Annotated in this window: 16 protein-coding genes; all 16 read left to right on the forward strand. The window is 48.6% G+C overall.

Features of this window, described 5'->3' with window-relative positions; translation table 11 throughout:
• The first annotated feature begins 24 nt into the window (after positions 1-24).
• The 16 genes from wbpD (at position 25) to BM315_RS00135 (ending at position 17,830) form a co-directional block, all read left to right on the forward strand.
• Positions 25-606 carry a UDP-2-acetamido-3-amino-2,3-dideoxy-D-glucuronate N-acetyltransferase gene (gene wbpD, locus BM315_RS00065; RefSeq protein WP_090496552.1) on the forward strand — a complete coding sequence of 194 codons (582 nt, stop codon included), beginning with the start codon at positions 25-27 and terminating at the stop codon, positions 604-606.
• A gap of 3 nt (positions 607-609) precedes the next feature.
• A complete protein-coding gene (locus BM315_RS00070; RefSeq protein ID WP_090496555.1) occupies positions 610-1,704 on the forward strand; it encodes a DegT/DnrJ/EryC1/StrS family aminotransferase in 1,095 nt (364 codons plus the stop codon).
• A gap of 273 nt (positions 1,705-1,977) precedes the next feature.
• On the forward strand, positions 1,978-3,930 hold the full coding sequence (locus BM315_RS24165) for a hypothetical protein (protein WP_141123907.1): 1,953 nt from the start codon (positions 1,978-1,980) through the stop codon (positions 3,928-3,930).
• 123 nt (positions 3,931-4,053) lie between these two features.
• Positions 4,054-5,439 (forward strand): oligosaccharide flippase family protein, encoded by a 1,386-nt coding sequence (locus BM315_RS00075; protein WP_170862124.1) that lies wholly within the window; start codon positions 4,054-4,056, stop codon positions 5,437-5,439.
• On the forward strand, positions 5,436-5,975 hold the full coding sequence (locus BM315_RS00080; protein WP_090496559.1) for an acyltransferase: 540 nt from the start codon (positions 5,436-5,438) through the stop codon (positions 5,973-5,975). Before BM315_RS00075 ends, BM315_RS00080 begins: the two co-directional genes overlap by 4 nt.
• Positions 5,976-6,023: 48 nt before the next feature.
• Positions 6,024-7,262: a glycosyltransferase gene (locus tag BM315_RS00085; protein ID WP_090496562.1), complete on the forward strand. Its 1,239-nt coding sequence runs from the start codon at positions 6,024-6,026 to the stop codon at positions 7,260-7,262.
• Positions 7,181-8,548, forward strand: coding sequence for a hypothetical protein (locus BM315_RS24170; protein ID WP_141123908.1), 1,368 nt, complete (start codon positions 7,181-7,183; stop codon positions 8,546-8,548). Before BM315_RS00085 ends, BM315_RS24170 begins: the two co-directional genes overlap by 82 nt.
• Positions 8,526-9,602: a glycosyltransferase gene (locus BM315_RS00090; RefSeq protein WP_090496565.1), complete on the forward strand. Its 1,077-nt coding sequence runs from the start codon at positions 8,526-8,528 to the stop codon at positions 9,600-9,602. Before BM315_RS24170 ends, BM315_RS00090 begins: the two co-directional genes overlap by 23 nt.
• A 94-nt stretch (positions 9,603-9,696) precedes the next feature.
• Positions 9,697-10,761, forward strand: a complete 1,065-nt coding sequence (gene wecB / locus BM315_RS00095) for a non-hydrolyzing UDP-N-acetylglucosamine 2-epimerase (RefSeq protein WP_090496567.1) — start codon at positions 9,697-9,699, stop codon at positions 10,759-10,761.
• Positions 10,762-10,767: 6 nt separating this feature from the next.
• Positions 10,768-12,000 (forward strand): glycosyltransferase family 4 protein, encoded by a 1,233-nt coding sequence (locus BM315_RS00100; RefSeq protein ID WP_090496569.1) that lies wholly within the window; start codon positions 10,768-10,770, stop codon positions 11,998-12,000.
• Positions 11,997-12,593, forward strand: coding sequence for a sugar transferase (locus tag BM315_RS00105; protein ID WP_090496571.1), 597 nt, complete (start codon positions 11,997-11,999; stop codon positions 12,591-12,593). Before BM315_RS00100 ends, BM315_RS00105 begins: the two co-directional genes overlap by 4 nt.
• Entirely contained in the window at positions 12,590-13,210 is a 621-nt protein-coding gene (locus BM315_RS00110; protein WP_090496573.1) for an acetyltransferase, read from the forward strand. The genes BM315_RS00105 and BM315_RS00110 overlap by 4 nt, the downstream gene beginning before the upstream one ends.
• An 11-nt stretch (positions 13,211-13,221) precedes the next feature.
• Entirely contained in the window at positions 13,222-14,394 is a 1,173-nt protein-coding gene (locus tag BM315_RS00115) for a DegT/DnrJ/EryC1/StrS family aminotransferase (RefSeq protein WP_090496575.1), read from the forward strand.
• Positions 14,395-14,814: 420 nt separating this feature from the next.
• The gene (locus BM315_RS00125; RefSeq protein ID WP_090496577.1) at positions 14,815-15,069 is read left to right on the forward strand and encodes an AbrB/MazE/SpoVT family DNA-binding domain-containing protein; all 255 of its coding nucleotides are present in this window, start codon (positions 14,815-14,817) and stop codon (positions 15,067-15,069) included.
• Positions 15,066-15,362 carry a type II toxin-antitoxin system PemK/MazF family toxin gene (locus BM315_RS00130; protein ID WP_212632922.1) on the forward strand — a complete coding sequence of 99 codons (297 nt, stop codon included), beginning with the start codon at positions 15,066-15,068 and terminating at the stop codon, positions 15,360-15,362. Before BM315_RS00125 ends, BM315_RS00130 begins: the two co-directional genes overlap by 4 nt.
• 539 nt (positions 15,363-15,901) lie before the next feature.
• Positions 15,902-17,830: a polysaccharide biosynthesis protein gene (locus tag BM315_RS00135; protein ID WP_425287754.1), complete on the forward strand. Its 1,929-nt coding sequence runs from the start codon at positions 15,902-15,904 to the stop codon at positions 17,828-17,830.
• Positions 17,831-18,024 lie beyond the last annotated feature (194 nt).

Raw genomic sequence — 18,024 nt, forward strand, 5'->3', positions numbered from 1 at the left:
TGCATTGAGCAACAGGACTCCATCGTGACTCACTACCAACACCCCAGCGCCATCGTTGATGATGGCGCCCAGATCGGCGAAGGCTCGCGTGTTTGGCACTTTGTCCACGTCTGTGGCGGCGCCCGCATCGGCAAGGTCGTGTCCCTTGGGCAGAATGTCTTCGTCGGCAACAAGGTCGTGATCGGTGACAACTGCAAGGTGCAGAACAATGTCTCCGTCTATGACAACGTTACTCTTGAAGAGGGCGTGTTCTGCGGCCCGAGCATGGTATTCACCAACGTCTACAATCCGCGATCACTGGTCGAACGCAAGGATCAGTACCGCGACACCTTGGTAAAGAACGGTGCCACCCTCGGTGCCAACTGCACCATTGTCTGCGGTGTGACCATTGGCGAGTTCGCCTTCGTCGGGGCTGGTGCGGTAGTCAACAAAGACGTGCCAGCCTATGCCCTGATGGTGGGTGTACCTGCTCGACAGATTGGGTGGATGAGCGAATTCGGCGAGCAACTGGCCCTGCCAGTGGCCGGCGAAGGTGAGGTTGTCTGCCAACACACCAAGGCACGCTATGTTTTGAGCGGTAATACCCTAAGCAAAGTGGATGCGTAATACATGATCGAATTCATCGACCTGAAAACTCAGCAAGCCCGCATCAAGGATAAAATCGACGCAGGTATTCAACGCGTCCTCGCCCATGGCCAGTACATTCTTGGTCCAGAAGTCACTGAATTGGAAGAAAAGCTTGCCGCCTTTACCGGCGCCAAATATTGCATCACTTGCGCCAATGGAACCGACGCCCTGCAGATTGCCCAGATGGCGCTGGGAATTGGCCCTGGCGATGAGGTCATCACCCCTGGCTTTACCTATATAGCTACCGCTGAAACAGTGGCGCTGCTTGGTGCCAAGCCGGTCTACGTGGATATTGATCCGCGTACTTACAACCTTGATCCGAATTTACTTGAAGCGGCAATCACACCGCGTACCAAGGCGATTATCCCTGTATCGCTGTATGGCCAGTGTGCCGATATGGATGCGATCAACGCTATTGCCGCCAAGTACGGCATTCCAGTGATTGAGGATGCCGCGCAGAGTTTCGGTGCCACCTACAAGGGCAAGCGCTCGTGCAACCTGACAACCATTGCCTGCACCAGTTTCTTCCCCAGCAAGCCTCTGGGTTGCTATGGCGATGGCGGGGCGATTTTCACCAATGACGGCGAACTGGCAAAAATTCTGCGTCAGATCGCTCGGCATGGTCAAGACCGCCGCTATCACCATATTCGGGTTGGTGTGAATAGTCGACTGGATACCCTGCAAGCTGCCATTCTACTTCCAAAGTTGGAAATCTTCGAAGAGGAAGTTCAACTACGCCAACAGGTTGCCAATATCTACGAGCGCTTGCTGAGCGAAGTAGGAATTAATACAACGCCCTATATCGAATCTCACAACACTAGCGTCTATGCTCAATACACCGTTCGCGTAAGTGATCGTGCCGCAACGCAAGATAAACTCAAAGAGGCCGGTATTCCGACAGCAGTGCATTACCCCATTCCACTAAATAAACAACCAGCAGTGGCAAATGGAGAAATAGAATTATTTGTCGGCGATCAAGTGGCTGGTCAGGTTATGAGCTTGCCTATGCATCCTTATTTGAGTGAGCAGCAAATAGCGTGTGTAGTTAATAATTTAAATTTTACAAGCCATGTCTGAGCTTTCTATACTAAGAGGGTGCTGTCTTTGGTGTGATTTATGATTTCAAGTTGCCTGTTTTCCAAAAGAACGAAGCAAACACAAGATATGGTTTATCTGTTTCTCATCTTTATATGATGACCTGATTTAAAGTATCGGGTGTGATGTTGATATGGTCATGATTAAACTGTGTCATTAGTGGCTTGATTGTTTAGAGTTGCTTCGTGCGTAAAATATACTATTCCGTCGCCAAGGTTCAGAGCTTTAGTGATGTATCAAAAGATGAGCTATTTTATGCAGCGTACAGCGTTTAGGATCGGACTATTAGACGTTGTTCTAGTTATTGGTATTCTAAGTATTTTGATTTCCAATGGAGTTCTCGCTTCTGGCCGAAATTCAATTGACTTCGGGTCGGCAATTATGTCCCATTCAGTCTTTTCTGCTACTTCCTTCGAAATGGATGGGCTCCGCGTGTTTGTTGGTGTGGCGAATGCAACGTCTGGCGCACAGTTATTTGTATTCGAGCCAATTAAACAAGTTGTTACAGCAATCAAAAACCTTGATGGGGCAAGGGGGGCGTGGGCTATTACAAGCGATGAGCAGTATGTGTATATCGGTACTTATCTTCCAGCTCAATTATACCGCTATGATGTAACACAAGATCATCTGGATATACTTGAAAAATTTCCAGAGGCGCAATATGTCTGGGACGTGAAGAAAGAAGGTGAGCAGCTAATTGTTGGTATCGGCGTTGGCGGGGAAGCAATTCTTGTCTCAATAAACCTGTCGAGTGGAAAGGTCGAGAAGTATAGAGGTCTTTCTAATCTAGGTTATGTTCGAAGTGTTGAGTTTCATGACGGTAAAATTTATGCCGGTCTAGGTCCGATGGCCAAGCTTGTAGAAATAGACCCTTTGACGGGCTCATACAAAAACATATTGCCACGTGAGCTTAGTGATGACTCAGTCGTCTACTGGATGAGATCTGAAGGCAAGAAACTTATATTTTCACTTTCGCCGTCCCACCGTATTTTTTCTTATGAACCCAGTAGTGAACATTTCAATTTGTTGATGGCGGATGCGGTCAGGTCTCCAGTATTATATCCTTCCAAGATGCAGGCAGTTTTCCGTGGTTATGGGGATTTTTTCTATGAATTTGATGAGGCAAAAGCGAAACTAAGCAGGGTTATTCTCTCATCAATACCTACTACCGGCGGGGATATAAATAACAGGATTTTATCCGGCTTTACCAGAAATGGATTGTATGTCGAATATGGATTGAAGGGAGATCTTAGGCAAACACTGTCATTATCTGAGGCGGGTCTTGACTCTTCAGGAACAAGGCCATTTTCAATATCTGCATTCGGTAAGCAAGTTTTCATATCTGAACGAGAATTACGAATATTCAATCCAGTCACTTACAAGGAAAGATATTATCCGCTTTTTGGAGAAGCAAAGGCGATGTGTGTGTCTGGCAAGGCCCTTTTTTCTGCTCATTATACAGATGCTGTGCTGTGGAAGTTCCCTTTGAGCGATTTTGATCTTCCAGAAGTGAACCTCACAGACCAGAAGTATCGGTTATGGGAAATTGGCAGCAATCAGAACCGACCGACAAGTATATTTTGCAGCGATGAATATGTACTCGTAGGTACTGAACCAGATTACGGAAAATATGGAGGTGCATTGAGTGTTCTATTTAACTCAGGTGAGCGCCTTGTACTGGATCATCTGATAGCCAATCATACAATTTTCTCCATTACCGCTGACGGAGATGAGATTTTTGTGGGGTCTGCCGCCAGCGGGGGAAGTGGAGCGAAGCCACTTGGTGAACCTGCCCGCATTGTGAAATATAATCTCGGAGAGCGAAGAGTAATCTTTGATGTGGTTCCAGGAAAATCAAACAGGTTAATCCGGTCTCTTGCTGTAATTGGAAGTAATGTCTTTGCGGCACTTGATGATGGAACACTTGTAGTGATTGATCGAATGACCGGGAAGCTGCGGGCTAAGAGAAAGAACGCAAAAATTATTCAGTTGCTCAGGACAAAAGATGGGGAGTTAGTTGGGACAACGAGAGGTAGTCTAGTGAAAATTTCAACATCGTCCTTTACCCAACATATAATTGTACGGGCAAGAGGGCCAGAAAACTTTGTTTTGGATAGCGTATCTGGTGATTTTTATTGGATTGAAGAAATGAAATTGCACTCAATTTCACGAGATATAGTATTTAGTGTGAATGTCGATCCGGATTGATTCTATTTTGATAGCTTGGTGAGCAGAAAAGATAGGGCGATCAAAATATTAAATGAGCCAATTATCACATGACGTGATGAACCTGTTTCGACTGAAATAGCACTAGTAGATTAGATTGGGTTTGTGGCCACAGAGTCGGGGAGAAAACTAATTAAGTTTATAAAGAAGGGATTTGTTCGTTCTGTATTCATTTTGGTAAGTGGTAGTGCTTTGTCTCAAGTGATTATGATTTTGGTGCTACCACTGCTTACACGGTTATATACGCCTGGAGACTTTAGTGTTCTTGCGGTGTATGTTGCTGCGTTAGGGATTATTTCTATTGCCGCGTGTCTGCGTTTTGATATTGCTATACCAATACCCGAACATGATACCGATGCAGCAAACCTCCTAGCGATAGCGCTATTCAGTACATCGTGCATCGCGCTGTTTACATGCGCGGTAGTATGGATTGGGGCGGACGAAATAGTCGAATTGTTAAAACAACAGGGTTTGAGACCATATCTTTGGCTATTACCTGCAGGTGTTTTTTTTTCTGGTACTTATAGTGCTTTGCAATATTGGACTACAAGGAAAAAAAACTTTTCAGTAATAGCAAAAACTCGAATGAGTCAATCAATCGTAGGAGCAGGAGCCCAGGTTGGAATAGGCCTGTTGGGCCATGGCCCTTTTGGTTTATTGTTAGGGCAAATGCTGAGTAGTGGCGCAGGTATTATCAGTCTAAGCCGGATAATTATAAATCGTGATAGGTCTGCATTGCAGAATATAACGTTATCTGGTATGCGCAAAATGTTTCGTGCGTATGATCGATTCCCGAAATACTCAACACTTGAAGCTATCTTCAATAGTGCGGCGATCCAAATGCCTATCATCATAATTGCCGCCTTGGCTGCTGGAGCTGAAGCAGGGTTTCTGATGTTGGCTTTAAAGGTTATGCAAGCACCAATGGGGCTTGTTGGAGGGGCTGTAGCGCAAGTTTATTTATCCCGTGCACCTGAAGAGTATCGGAACGGAACTTTAGGTGGTTTCACCGCTGATACCCTGAGTGGATTAGTGAAGGTAGGAATTGGTCCTTTACTGTTTCTAGGGATTATTGCCCCAGATGCTTTTGTGGTTGTGTTCGGGGATGAATGGCGTAGAGCTGGAGAACTGGTTGCGTGGATGACACCGTGGATTGCGTTACAGTTCATATCTTCTCCTGTTTCTATGGTTATGCATGTAACTGAGCGGCAGCGTTTTATGCTCTACCTCACATCAGCCGGCTTTCTTTTGCGTGTTATTGGTGTAATAGGAGGAGCGCTATACTTACCGAACTACATAGTCGAAATATACGCGGTCACCGGTGCTTTATTTTATCTCGCATGTTTTGTCATTTTTTCAAATTTAAGCGGTGTACGAGTGTCAGATTTTAATTTAATGATCAGGAAGAGCATTTTTATAGTATGCGGATGGGTAGTTGTGGGCTATGTGGTTGATTATTTTTCGTTAATTACAATGGTGGAAAGACTATGAAAATTGATCTTATGCGTTCGCTGTGTAAGCTTATATTTTCGTTATTTTTTGAGGATAAATATCTAACAGGGAGATGGTTTGATCAGGGGCGCCGCGGGTACCTCTGGGCAGCAAGATCTTTATTTCAGAAAAATATACTCCGTTTAGGCTCACCCATGCCATGGCCCACAGGATTAACTTGCTATATATCTAACCCGCGTAATCTAATATTTCATCCGGATGATCTAAATAATTTTCAATCGCCCGGCACTTATTTTCAGAACTTTAAGGGAAATATTTTTTTAGGGAAAGGTACTTATATTGGTCCGAACGTGGGGATTATTACGGCTAACCACAAGTTTGGAAATTTGGATGAACATGATGACGGAGCGGATGTGGTAATTGGTGAGAAGTGTTGGATAGGGATGAATGTAGTTATTTTGCCTGGCGTAGTGCTTGGCGATAATACTATAGTTGCAGCCGGTTCAGTGGTCACTAAAAGTTTCACAGATGGGTACTCAGTTATTGGTGGTGTGCCTGCAAAGAAATTGAAATAAATTTATATCGTGGCGTGTTATATTATTTAGTGAGTTATAGGGTGTGTTATGAAAAGAAGAGTCTTGTTTTTATCTGCCTTAGATTTCAAAGATAAATCCATTCAGGTTATCAGAAAAACACCAGAGGCTTACGCAAGTGCTGGATGGGAAGTAGAGTATATAGTTGCGAGAGATAATTGCCCATCTGGTAATTATTATTATGAGCGTGAAATTAATCCAGTTCCGATTAAGGTGAGGCGTATTTATTGGCCATTTGCAGAGCTAAGATCTAAGTTGGCAAGAGCTCCCTGTTTATTGTTGAGCAAATTGGCGAGTATTGTTGTTATATTTAGACTTGCAATGCAAGCAAAAAAGGTTATGAAGGAGTCTAGTTTTGATGTGGTGTATGGTTACGAGTTACAAGGCGTTCTGGCGATGCACTTGCTACGAGTGGCTAATTTATTGACCGGTGTAAAAACTATTTCTCGATTCCAGGGGACCTTTTTAAATGAAATGTTGCGAGGCAAACAATATTTACGCTTATTATTCAATGCGGACTTAATTCTCGCAATTCGTTTAAGGTCGGATCTTTTAATTATGACAGATGATGGGACGCAGGGTGATCAAGCGGTAAAGAAAATAAAAAAAGGTAGCAATGCGCGCTGGGTGTTTTTGTCTAATGGCGTGGATGAGTTTGAGGTCGAAGAAGATTTAATACGAGGCTTGGCAGCTAAAGTAAATCCGGAGAATAAAACTGTATTACTATCTGTGTCTAGATTAGTTGGATGGAAGCGTGTTGATCGATGTCTGGAAGTTTGCTCAAGATTAAAGGGTAAAGGGTTCACTGATTTCATTTATATTGTGGTTGGTGAGGGGGATCAGCGAAAAGAATTAGAGAGGCGTGCAAATGAATTGGGGCTTACTGGTTTAGTTAAGTTTGTTGGGGCGCAACCTAATAGTGAAGTAAAGAATTTTTTAGCTATTTCTGATTTTTTCATGAGTATGTATGACTCCTCTAATGTGGGGAATCCATTGTTAGAAGCAATTAGAAGTAATAAAATCGTAGTGACTATTAATAATGGAGATACTGGTAAGTGGGTAAGGCACAACGTAAATGGTTTAATTTATGAGTTGGATGACGGCTTTTTTGACAAGGCAGCTGAAGATATTATCAGGTTAATTAGGAATAAAAATGAGCGCTTAGAAATTCTCAATGGCGTGGGAGAATGTTCGCGACAATTGTTATGGACTTGGGATCAAAGGTTTCTCGCAGAATTAAGCGAGATTTCGGAGGTTCTAAAGTGTTAAAAAAAACAATAATTGCTTTTGCTATTTTAGGTTATACAGTTGGTTATTCTTCCGTCTATGCATTTCATGTGGTGTCTCTGTTGTGGGTGTTCGTTTCCTTTTGTTTAGTTTGCTTTAGGCAGTCATTAATAATAAAACAGCCGCAATTACTGTCTCCTGTATTATTTCTTGCGGGATACTCATTTCTTTCCATTTTGTGGTCGCCCGATATCTATGTGTGGTTCCGATATCAATTTTATTTTGCCTGTGGTATTTTGACTTTGCTTGCAGTTTATCAATCTGTGAATAATAGGCATCAAATAGTTAATGTTTTTAAAATAGTTTCTTTTTTTGTCTGTTTAAATGTTCTTGTTGGTTTTTTTGAGTCTCTCGGGTTGGCAAGACTCCCTATGTCGCCTTATTCGCCTTATGTGGGTTTTTTTGGGTTTTCTGGAACTGATTTTAGTTTGCTTTCTGATGAGGCCGCAGAGATTGTTGGTTATAAGCCGACAGGGTTTAATTGGAATCCGAATAATTTCGGATTTGTTCTGATGCTGGTTTTGCCTTTTGTCTTGCTACATAAGAATAAGTTGTTTGCTTCCTTAGGGCTGGTCATGATTGTTTGGCTGCTCGCTGCAATTGGATCACGTGCCCACTTTATAGCATTTTTTGTAATGTTTTCGTGTATTCCGTTGTTATATAAACACTCTGTTGCGGGGCTTGTGGCGGTGTTCGTGTTACCTTTATTTCTAGGCCTAATATTGTTGATTCCAAGTTACTTTCTTGTTGAGAACTATGGTTTATTACGCATGTACTCTGCTTTTGATGAGTTCAGCAGGGGCTTGGATTTGATTTTTTCAGGAGCCGTCCAAGGAGGGGATTCTACTTCCGTACGCGCAGAAATCTATCTTTTTGGTCTTCAAAAATTAATAGCGAGTTATGGTCTAGGCCTTGGTGTTGGGGGGGTTGAAGCAATGCTTATTAAAGAAGGTTTTGTTATTACAAATTTCCATTTCTTTTTCTTGCAGTTGCTAATTGACCTTGGTTTTGTATTGTTCTGTTTTTTTATGTTTCTCTATTTCAAGTTGGTGACGACGCTCTTGCGGATTGCGAAACGTACACTGGATCGTAATATGAAATATTATGCCAGATCTTCAGCGCTTTCTTTGATGGTTGCAGTTCCTGCTTCTATGGCTCCCAGTGGAGTTCACTATATTTTGTTTTTTTACGTGTTGATCGGTTTTTCGCTTGCTATCGTTAAGCTTGATCTATCAGGTGGTCTGGATGAAAGTGGTTCTTCTTGGTAATGGGAATAGCGTACACATTGTGCGCTGGGCTAATGGTCTTGTCTCTCGTGGAGTGGAAGTGCATTTAGTAAGCGCTCACACATGTGGTCTTGATTTTGATTCAAGAGTAAAGTTGCACAAACTTAGTATTATGGCTCCTTGGGGGTACATGTTTGGAGTTTTTTCTTTAAGAGGCATATTACGAAAAATAAAGCCAGATATTATAAATGCACATTATGCGTCGGGATATGGGCTTCTTGCGCGCCTCTCTGGTTTCAAACCGTTGCTGCTTTCGATATGGGGTAGTGATGTGTATGCTTTTCCGCGAAAGTCTAAGTTCCATCGTTATTTTTTGAAAGAAAATTTAAAAGCTGCTACGGCTATTGCTTCAACTAGCCAGTGTATGGCGGTTGCCGCTTCTAAAATATATAAGCATCGGCATGTATTCATCACTCCTTTTGGGGTCAATGAAACCCATTTTATTCTAGATGATAGATTTCGGGGTGATGATGTGGTGATTGGTACGGTTAAGTCTCTGAAAAGCATTTATGGAATCGATATCTTGCTCGATGCGTTTTCCAAAGTTCTAAATTATTTTAATGGGAAGCGCTCATTGCGACTTGAAATTACGGGTGGTGGCCCTGATTTAAATATTTTAAAAGAACAAGCAGTTCATTTGGGTATTTCTGAAAAAGTAATTTTTAATGGCCCCGTTAACCACGATGATATTCCTAGAATTCTTAATGGAATGGATGTTTATGTTGCGCTAAGTCGTGAGGAGAGTTTCGGTGTGGCGGCTCTCGAGGCGAGTTCCTGCGAAAAGCCTGTAGTTGTCTCAGATGCCGAGGGGCTGGCCGAGGTTACTGTGGAGGGAGTGACGGGTTTTGTCGTGCCGAAAGACAACCCTCAAGCTGCTAGTGAGGCCATTATCAAACTGGTTCAAGATGCCTCATTGCGAAAAAATATGGGAAGAGCTGGGCGTGAACATGTGCTCAACCGCTACACTTGGGAACACTCACTTGACGTAATGCTTGAAGTATATCGCTGCGCTATAGCTATTCATAAAGAGCGCTGAGTTTTCATGAGAATGAAACGATGTAATAGTATGAGCTTTCATTGGGGGCGAGTATTTTATTATATATTTATAATTTTATAAATGAGGATTAGTTGTGAAACTTCTCACTATTATTGGGGCGCGTCCACAGTTTATCAAGGCAAGTGTTGTTTCAAAGGCTATTGCTGAGCAAGTGGATCTGTCCGAGATTATTATCCACACCGGTCAGCATTTCGATGCCAATATGTCGGATATTTTCTTTGATCAGTTGGGTATCCCGCGGCCGAATTATCTATTGGATATTCATGGCGGTTCGCACGGTGAAATGACCGGACGGATGTTAAGCGAGATTGAGCGGGTGATGATCAAGGAGAAGCCTGATCGCGTATTGGTTTATGGAGACACCAATTCGACTCTCGCAGGGGCCTTGGCTGCGGCCAAGTTGCATATCCCGGTGGCGCATATCGAGGCGGGGTTGCGCAGCTTCAATATGCGTATGCCGGAGGAGATCAACCGGATTCTCACTGATCAGGTGAGCGACCTTCTGTTCTGCCCAACCCAGGCGGCGATTGATAATTTGGCACGGGAAGGGTTTTCGGATAAGCCAGTTCAAGTACTGAATGTCGGCGATGTGATGCAGGACAGTGCATTGTTTTTTGCCCAGCGAGCAACGGCTCCACAAGGTTTTGATTTGTCCGATGGTTTTATTCTCACGACATTACACCGAGCGGAGAATACCGACGACCTCGCGAGACTAGAGGCGATAGTTGGCGCGTTGAACACGATCCACGCGACTGTTGCGCACGTAGTATTGCCGCTACACCCGCGCACCAAGGCGGCGATTGCCAAGGCTGGTTTAATCCTCAATGTGCATGTCATTGAGCCGGTTGGGTATCTGGAGATGATCTGGCTGTTGCAACGTTGTGCTTTGGTATTGACTGATAGCGGCGGCGTGCAAAAGGAGGCATTTTTCTTCGGTAAGGCTTGTGTGACTATGCGCGATCAAACCGAATGGGTGGAACTGGTAGATGTTGGGGCCAATAAATTGGTTGGAGCCGACCAAGCTAATATCGTTGCCACTGTCGGTAGGCTCTATGGGCAGAAGGTTGAGGATCAGCATCAGCTCTATGGTGGTGGTCAGGCTGCTGAACGTATTGCCAAGTACTTGAGCAGCAAATAAATTCTCATGACTAGAAAAACAGTCTGGATTATCAATCAATACGCGTCCACACCGGAAACCGGTATGGGAGGGCGGCATTATTATTTGGCACGTGAGTTGACCAAGCAGGGGTATAAGGTCTATTTAATTGCAGCCAGTTATACGCATTTGCTTCGCCACCCGCCAAGTATTGAACAGGCTTATGAAATTCAGCCGATCGAAGGTTTCAACTTTGTTTGGGTAAAACTGCCTGCCTACCTTGAGGCACACAGTAAAAAGCGTATTTTTAACTGGTTCGCTTTTTCTTGGAAGCTGCGTGGACTCAAAAGCGTCATTCCAGATCCCCCAGAAGCAATCTTGTATTCATCGCCGTCTTTGGTTGGTTACTTAGGCGCTAAATACTTGGCGAGCTATTATAGGGCTCGTTTGGCTTTTGAGGTTCGTGATATTTGGCCACTTACCTTGGTTGAACTAGGCGGATATTCCTCGAAACACCCATTCATTCGATTTTTGCAGTGGGTAGAAGACAAAGCTTACCGAGAAGCTGATGTTGTTCTTTCAAACCTCAAGAACTCCGTTACTCATATGGTTGCCAGAGGTATGTCTAGGGATAAATTCTCTTGGATTCCCAATGGGTTTTCCATGGATGAGGTCGCTGAAAAACAAGCCTTGAGTCAGGCTACTTGCGGCCAGCTGCCTGATGGTAAGTTTGTTGTGGGTTATGCGGGTACCATGGGATTGGCCAATGCCTTAGACTCACTGGTTCAAGCTGCTGATATTTTGAAAAATAATGTTGATATCGCGGTGGTCTTGGTTGGGAGTGGAAAGGAAAAAAATAATCTTAAACAGTTAGTTGGAGAAAAGAATCTTTCTAATGTTTACTTTGTAGATGCTATTCCTAAAGCTCAGATTCAATCAGTGCTAAATTGCTTTGATGTGTGCTTTATTGGTTTGACAGGCGATCCGTTGTTTAGGTTTGGTGTCTCGCCAAACAAATTATTTGACTATTTCTATTCGGCGAAACCTGTCATTTATGCTATTGAGTCGGGTGAGTATACGCCTGTGACCGATAGTCAGTCAGGTGTTCAGATTCCAGCAGAAAATCCCCAGGCCATTGCTGATGCAATTTTGAAGCTTTACCGAATGTCGGCCTCTGAGCGTGAAGTGTTGGGTAACAACGGCCGTCGTTATGCGCAAGAAAATCATGAATATGGAAACTTGGCAAAAAAATTAACCCGGGTTCTATTTGGTGATAAATGATTAAGCGCCTTTTCGATATTGTCGCCTCTGCTTTCGGTTTATTACTTCTCGCACCGGTCATCGCCATCGTTGCCTGGAAAATTCGCCGTAAGCTCGGTTCTCCTGTGCTGTTTCGCCAGGTGCGTCCCGGCCTGGATGGCAAGCCATTCGAGATGATCAAGTTCCGCACCATGCGCGATGCTGTAGACGCGGCAGGTAACCCTCTGCCAGATTCTGAACGCATGACGCCGTTTGGTAGCTTTCTGCGCTCCAGTAGTTTGGACGAGTTGCCGGAATTGTGGAATGTGCTCAAAGGCGATATGAGCCTGGTCGGCCCGCGTCCGCTGCTGATGGAGTATCTGCCGCTTTACAGTCCCGAGCAGTATCGACGTCATGAGGCGCGTCCTGGCGTTACCGGTTGGGCTCAGATCAATGGCCGTAATGCCCTGAGCTGGGACGAGAAGTTCAAGCTGGATATCTGGTACGTGGACAATCGTTCATTTTGGCTGGATCTGAAAATCATCCTCTTGACCATCAAGAAGGTCGTCGTGCGTGATGGCATCAGTGCGGATGGGGAGGCGACCATGGCTAAATTCACTGGCAGAAAGTCGTGATGAAACTGGCCATTCTCGGGGCTAGTGGGCATGGCAAAGTGGTCGCTGATACCGCTGAATGCTGTGGTTGGCAGACTGTCGAATTTTTCGATGATGCTTGGCCTGGACTTCAAACAAATGCTGCTTGGTCGGTTGTGGGCGATAGCGCCGCTCTAATGGCCCGGTTAGCCGACTTTGATGGTGTTGTGGTAGCTATCGGCAATAACCGTATCCGTCACACCAAGCTACTTGAGTTGCGGGCGGCGGGGGCTTGCCTGGTAACACTGGTTCATCCCGCCGCCATCGTCAGTCGTTACGCCGCTATTGATCAGGGGACGGTGGTATTCGCTGGGGCTGTGGTGAATGCCGAGGCATGCATAGGTCAGGGTGCCATTCTCAATACTGGCTGCAGCATCGATCATGATTGTGTGTTGGGCGATGCCGTGCATATCAGTCCCGGTGTGCGGCTAGCAGGTGGTGTGCACGTGGGTGACTTGAGCTGGGTCGGTATCGGCGCCAGCGTGCGTCAACTGGTCCGCATCGGCGAGCGCGTAATGGTTGGCGCCGGTTCGGCGGTCGTCAGTGATATTCCGAATGATGTAACCGTGGCTGGCGTGCCGGCCAAAAGGATGAGGTAACCATAAGTTTTATGCTCAATACCCCGTTTTCCCCTTGGCCCTCGTTCTCTGAAGAAGAGGCCAATGCTGTTCGCGATGTAATTCTCTCCAACAAGGTCAACTACTGGACCGGGCAGGAGTGTCGTGAGTTCGAGAAGGAATTTGCGGCATGGGCCGGCAGCGAGCATGCCATCGCCTTGGCCAATGGCACAGTTGCACTGGATCTGGCTCTGCAGGCATTGGGCATAGGTGCAGGTGATGAGGTGGTTGTCACGCCGCGCACCTTCCTCGCTTCGGTGTCGAGCATCGTCAATGCCGGCGCGATACCAGTCTTTGCAGACGTCGACAGCGAGTCGCAGAACATCACCGCCGAAACCATCCGCGCCGTGCTTACTCCGCGTACTCGTGCGGTCATTTGTGTGCATCTGGCCGGTTGGCCCTGCGATATGGATCCGATCATGGTGCTGGCCGTCGAGCATGATCTGAAAGTAATCGAGGATTGCGCTCAGGCGCATGGCGCGCACTACAAAAGTCGTCCGGTTGGCTCGATTGGCCATGTCGGTGCATGGTCGTTCTGCCAGGACAAGATCATGACCACCGGCGGTGAAGGCGGCATGGTCACCACTAACGATCGTGCCCTTTGGTCGCGCATGTGGTCGATCAAGGATCACGGCAAATCGTGGGAAGCTGTTTACGAGCGGCAGCATGCGCCGGGCTTTCGTTGGTTGCATGAGAGCTTCGGCACCAACTGGCGGATGATGGAAGTTCAGGCGGTCATTGGCCGGATCCAGTTGCAGCGTATGCCGGTGTGGCAGGCCAAGCGGTTGGCCAATGCCGAGCGTATCTGGTCATCGGCGCGAGCGCTTGCGGGGTTGCGCGTACCGGCGGTGCCGGCCGACGTCACGCATGCTGCCTACAAATGTTATGTATTTGTTGAACCGGCTAGTTTGAAAGCCGGATGGGATCGCGACCGCATTCTCAATGAAATCAGTGCTAGGGGCGTTCCTTGTTTTTCAGGTTCTTGCTCAGAGGTTTATTTGGAAAAGGCGTTCGATGATACCGGCTGGCGCCCGGTCGAGTGCTTGCCGGTTGCTAAAGAACTGGGTGAAACCAGTTTGATGTTCTTGGTTCATCCGACGCTTACCGAAGCAGAAATCGAAAGGACGTGTGATGTTCTGGCTCAGGTAATGCGTGAGGCTTGTTGAGTTTGGTTTTGCCCATCTTGGGGTTGGCGTTCAGTTGGCCGGTGGCGTGAAGGTTGGCGCCCGGGCCTGGCTGCAAGCAGGTTGTAGCGCGGGTTACCGGGTTGTGGTCGGCGACGGGGTGGTATGTGCTCCTGGTACGGTATTGCAAGCAGATGGGGTGGTTGCTGTTTAGGTTGTGTGGGCTGGTGTTGGTTTTGTCGGGATTGATCTCGGTGTGATGTTTTGATTTTGGGCGGACTGCGTCCGCCATCGCGGCGGGGTCGGAACGCCGCCCAGCCCCTCCTACAGGGATTTGTGGTGTTGGTTGCTTTTGTGGGAGGGACCGGGCGGCGTTCCGTGACCCGGTGCGATGCTTTTTATATGCTTGCCGGGAGGGGGGTGATGTCTAGACTCCGTATAAACGAGCACTTGGAGGCAACCATGACCGAAACCGTCCTCGACATCAAACATTGGGGTAACAACCTGGGGGGCCGCCTGCCTGCGGCGGTGGCCCGCGCCGCGCATCTGCACGCCGACCAGCGCGTCCGCATCACGGTGGAGGGCGAACGGGTGATCATCACGCCCCTGCATGACCAACCCTTGACCTTGGAACAGCGCCTGGCTCGCTTCGACCCGGAACGCCACGCCGGCGAAGCCATGCCGAGCGACGAAGCACTGGGTGCCGAGCGGTGGTGAAACGCACAGCCGCCTGGACGCCGGATCGCCAGGACGTTATCTGGATCGACTGCAATCCGCAGCGGGGGCAGGAAATGCGCGATGTGCATCCCTTTCTGGTGCTGTCGCCAAAGGCCTTTAACGAACGTACCTCACTGGTCATCGGCTTGCCGATGACCACGGCCAGCTACAACGCCGACAACCCCTTTGCCATTACCGTGGGGGTGGCAGGTGGGCGCAACCCAGCTATGTGCTCTGCCATCAGCCAAAGTCCTTTGATTGGCGCCTGCGCGGCGGCACCCTGCACCCGATGAAACAGATTTCGGATGCTCGCTTCGCTGAAGTATTGGCTCTGCTTAACCAGATCATTCAGTTGGCTTGAGCAAAACATGGATGTCGGTAGAAGTAGAGCATTCACTTGTATATCGAAACCACTTGGAAATACGCGTATCAGAGCCCCTCTGTGAGCGGTAGGCTCGCGTCATGGCTGTAGACTCTGAGGGCGGGCAGGGATTTGTGGTGTTGGCCGCTTTTGTGGGCGGGTCCGGGCGGAGTTCCGTGACCTCGGTGCGATGCTTTTGATTGTTGGGCGGACTGCGTCCGCCATCGCGGTGGGGTCGGAACGCCGCCCGATCCCTCCTACAGGAGGATGTGGTGCCTGCTGTTTTTGTGGGTGGCGTGTATTCACTGTTGGGTTTTCCACCTACAGACTGTTTTTACCCGGCGGGAGGCTTCACTTCGCTGGTTTTTAAGTTCTCAGGATTGAGGTGTTGTGGTGTTAAGACTTGCCGAAAAATTGCGTAGCCGTCTGGTCAATCTGCCACGACGTCATAAGCGACTGATTCAGGTCAGCATGGATTTGGTGCTGGTCTGGGCGGCGCTGTGGCTGGCTTTTTATGTGCGCCTTGGCAATCCACTTTTTGTTGAGCCTTTGGCAAGGCATGCCTGGCTGTTTGCCGCCGCACCGCTGATAGCCATTCCCCTGTTCGTGCGCTTTGGCATGTACCGGGCGGTGATGCGTTATTTCGGTAACGATGCGCTGCTGGCCATCGTCAAGGCGGTTACGCTCTCTGCCTTGATTCTGGCGCTGGCGGTGTATTGGTATCAGGGTGCGCCCAAGACAATTCCACGCTCGATGGTGATCAATTACTGGTGGTTGAGCCTGCTGTTGATTGGCGGGCTGCGGCTGGTGATGCGTCAGTACTTTATGGGCGACTGGTACTCCCCGGAGCAACCCGCCTGGCTCAAGGGGCGTGATGCTGGTCTGCCGAAGGTGGCGGTGTATGGTGCTGGTGCGGCGGGCAACCAGCTGGTTGCAGCCTTGCGCTTGGGCCGGGGTATGCGGCCGGTGGCATTTATCGATGATGATGCCAATATTGCCAACCGGGTTATCGCCGGGCTGCGGGTCTACACCTCCAAGCATATCCAGCAGTTGGTCGATGAAACGGGCGCCGACGAGATTCTGCTGGCGATCCCTTCCGCCAGCCGGGTTCGCCGTCGCGAGATATTGGGGTTGCTCGAGCAGTATCCGCTGCATGTGCGCAGTATTCCCGGGTTTATGGATCTGGCCAGCGGCCGGGTCAAGGTCGATGATGTGCAGGAAGTGGACATCGCCGACCTGCTCGGGCGCGATGCGGTGCCGCCGCAGCGGGCCTTGTTCGAGCGCTGCATTCGCGGCCAGGTGGTGATGGTCACTGGCGCGGGTGGCTCTATTGGTTCCGAGCTATGCCGGCAGATAGTCGCGAGCGGGCCGACGACTTTGCTGTTGTTCGAGCACAGCGAATTCAACCTTTACAGTATTCACAGCGAGCTGGAGCAGCGCATCCGCCGCGAGTCTCTGCCGGTGCGTTTGGTGCCGATCCTGGGCTCGATTCGCAATGCCGGGCGCTTGTTCGATGTGATGCACACCTGGGCGGTGAATACGGTGTACCACGCGGCGGCGTACAAGCATGTGCCGATGGTCGAGCACAATATCGCCGAGGGCGTGTTGAATAATGTGCTCGGCTCCACCTTCACCGCGCAGGCGGCGGTGAAGGCCGGGGTTGAGCACTTCGTACTGATCTCCACGGATAAAGCCGTACGCCCGACCAATGTCATGGGCAGCACCAAGCGCCTGGCCGAGATGGTGCTGCAGGCGCTGAGTGCGGAGACGGCGCCAATACTGTTCAGAAGTGAAGATGGTGTGCACCAGGTTAACAAGACCCGCTTCACCATGGTCCGTTTCGGCAATGTGCTGGGTTCTTCCGGCTCGGTGATTCCGCGCTTCCACGATCAGATTCGTCGGGGTGGCCCGGTGACGGTGACCCATCCGAATATCACCCGCTATTTCATGACCATTCCCGAGGCCGCACAGTTGGTGATCCAGGCTGGCGCCATGGGGCTGGGTGGCGATGTGTTCGTGTTGGACATGGGCCAGCCGGTGAAGATCGTCGAGCTGGCGGAAAAGATGATCCACCTCAGCGGCCTCAGCGTGCGCTCGAGCAAGAACCCCCACGGTGACATCGCCATCGAGTTCACCGGTTTACGGCCTGGCGAGAAGTTGTATGAGGAGTTGTTGATCGGCGATAACGTCAGCCCGACCGATCACCCGATGATCATGCGTGCCAACGAAGAGTGTCTGACTTGGGACGCCTTCAAGAAGGTACTGGGCGACCTGCTCAATGCGGTTGAACGTGATGATTACGACCGCGTGCGCCAGTTGTTGCGTGAAACGGTGAGTGGTTATGCGCCTGAGGGTGAGATCGTCGATTGGATACATCAGCAGAGACGGATCGAGCCATAGGGCGCGGATTGCCGGTGCTGGTTGCTTTTGTGGGCGGGTCTGGACGGCGTTCTGGGACTTCGGTGTGGTTTTGATTTGTTGGGCGGACTGCGTCCGCCAATCGCCGCGGGGTCGCGCCTCCTACAGGGGATCGCGGTGTCTGCTGCTTTTGTAGGAGGGCCGCCCCGGCGCGATGCTTTTGATTGTTGGGCGGA

It is taken from the genome of Pseudomonas borbori (genome assembly GCF_900115555.1).
GTDB lineage: Bacteria > Pseudomonadota > Gammaproteobacteria > Pseudomonadales > Pseudomonadaceae > Aquipseudomonas > Aquipseudomonas borbori.

Excerpts from the sequence above, each read along its gene's own strand:
- BM315_RS24165 (WP_141123907.1), top strand. The coding sequence starts at position 1,978 with ATGCAGCGTACAGCGTTTAGGATCGGACTATTAGACGTTGTTCTAGTT.
- BM315_RS00080 (WP_090496559.1), top strand. The coding sequence starts at position 5,436 with ATGAAAATTGATCTTATGCGTTCGCTGTGTAAGCTTATATTTTCGTTA.
- BM315_RS00115 (WP_090496575.1), top strand. The coding sequence starts at position 13,222 with ATGCTCAATACCCCGTTTTCCCCTTGGCCCTCGTTCTCTGAAGAAGAG.
- BM315_RS00090 (WP_090496565.1), top strand. The coding sequence starts at position 8,526 with ATGAAAGTGGTTCTTCTTGGTAATGGGAATAGCGTACACATTGTGCGC.
- BM315_RS00125 (WP_090496577.1), top strand. The coding sequence starts at position 14,815 with ATGACCGAAACCGTCCTCGACATCAAACATTGGGGTAACAACCTGGGG.
- BM315_RS00085 (WP_090496562.1), top strand. The coding sequence starts at position 6,024 with ATGAAAAGAAGAGTCTTGTTTTTATCTGCCTTAGATTTCAAAGATAAA.
- BM315_RS00135 (WP_425287754.1), top strand. The coding sequence starts at position 15,902 with ATGGATTTGGTGCTGGTCTGGGCGGCGCTGTGGCTGGCTTTTTATGTG.
- BM315_RS00100 (WP_090496569.1), top strand. The coding sequence starts at position 10,768 with ATGACTAGAAAAACAGTCTGGATTATCAATCAATACGCGTCCACACCG.
- BM315_RS24170 (WP_141123908.1), top strand. The coding sequence starts at position 7,181 with ATGTTCGCGACAATTGTTATGGACTTGGGATCAAAGGTTTCTCGCAGA.
- BM315_RS00070 (WP_090496555.1), top strand. The coding sequence starts at position 610 with ATGATCGAATTCATCGACCTGAAAACTCAGCAAGCCCGCATCAAGGAT.
- BM315_RS00105 (WP_090496571.1), top strand. The coding sequence starts at position 11,997 with ATGATTAAGCGCCTTTTCGATATTGTCGCCTCTGCTTTCGGTTTATTA.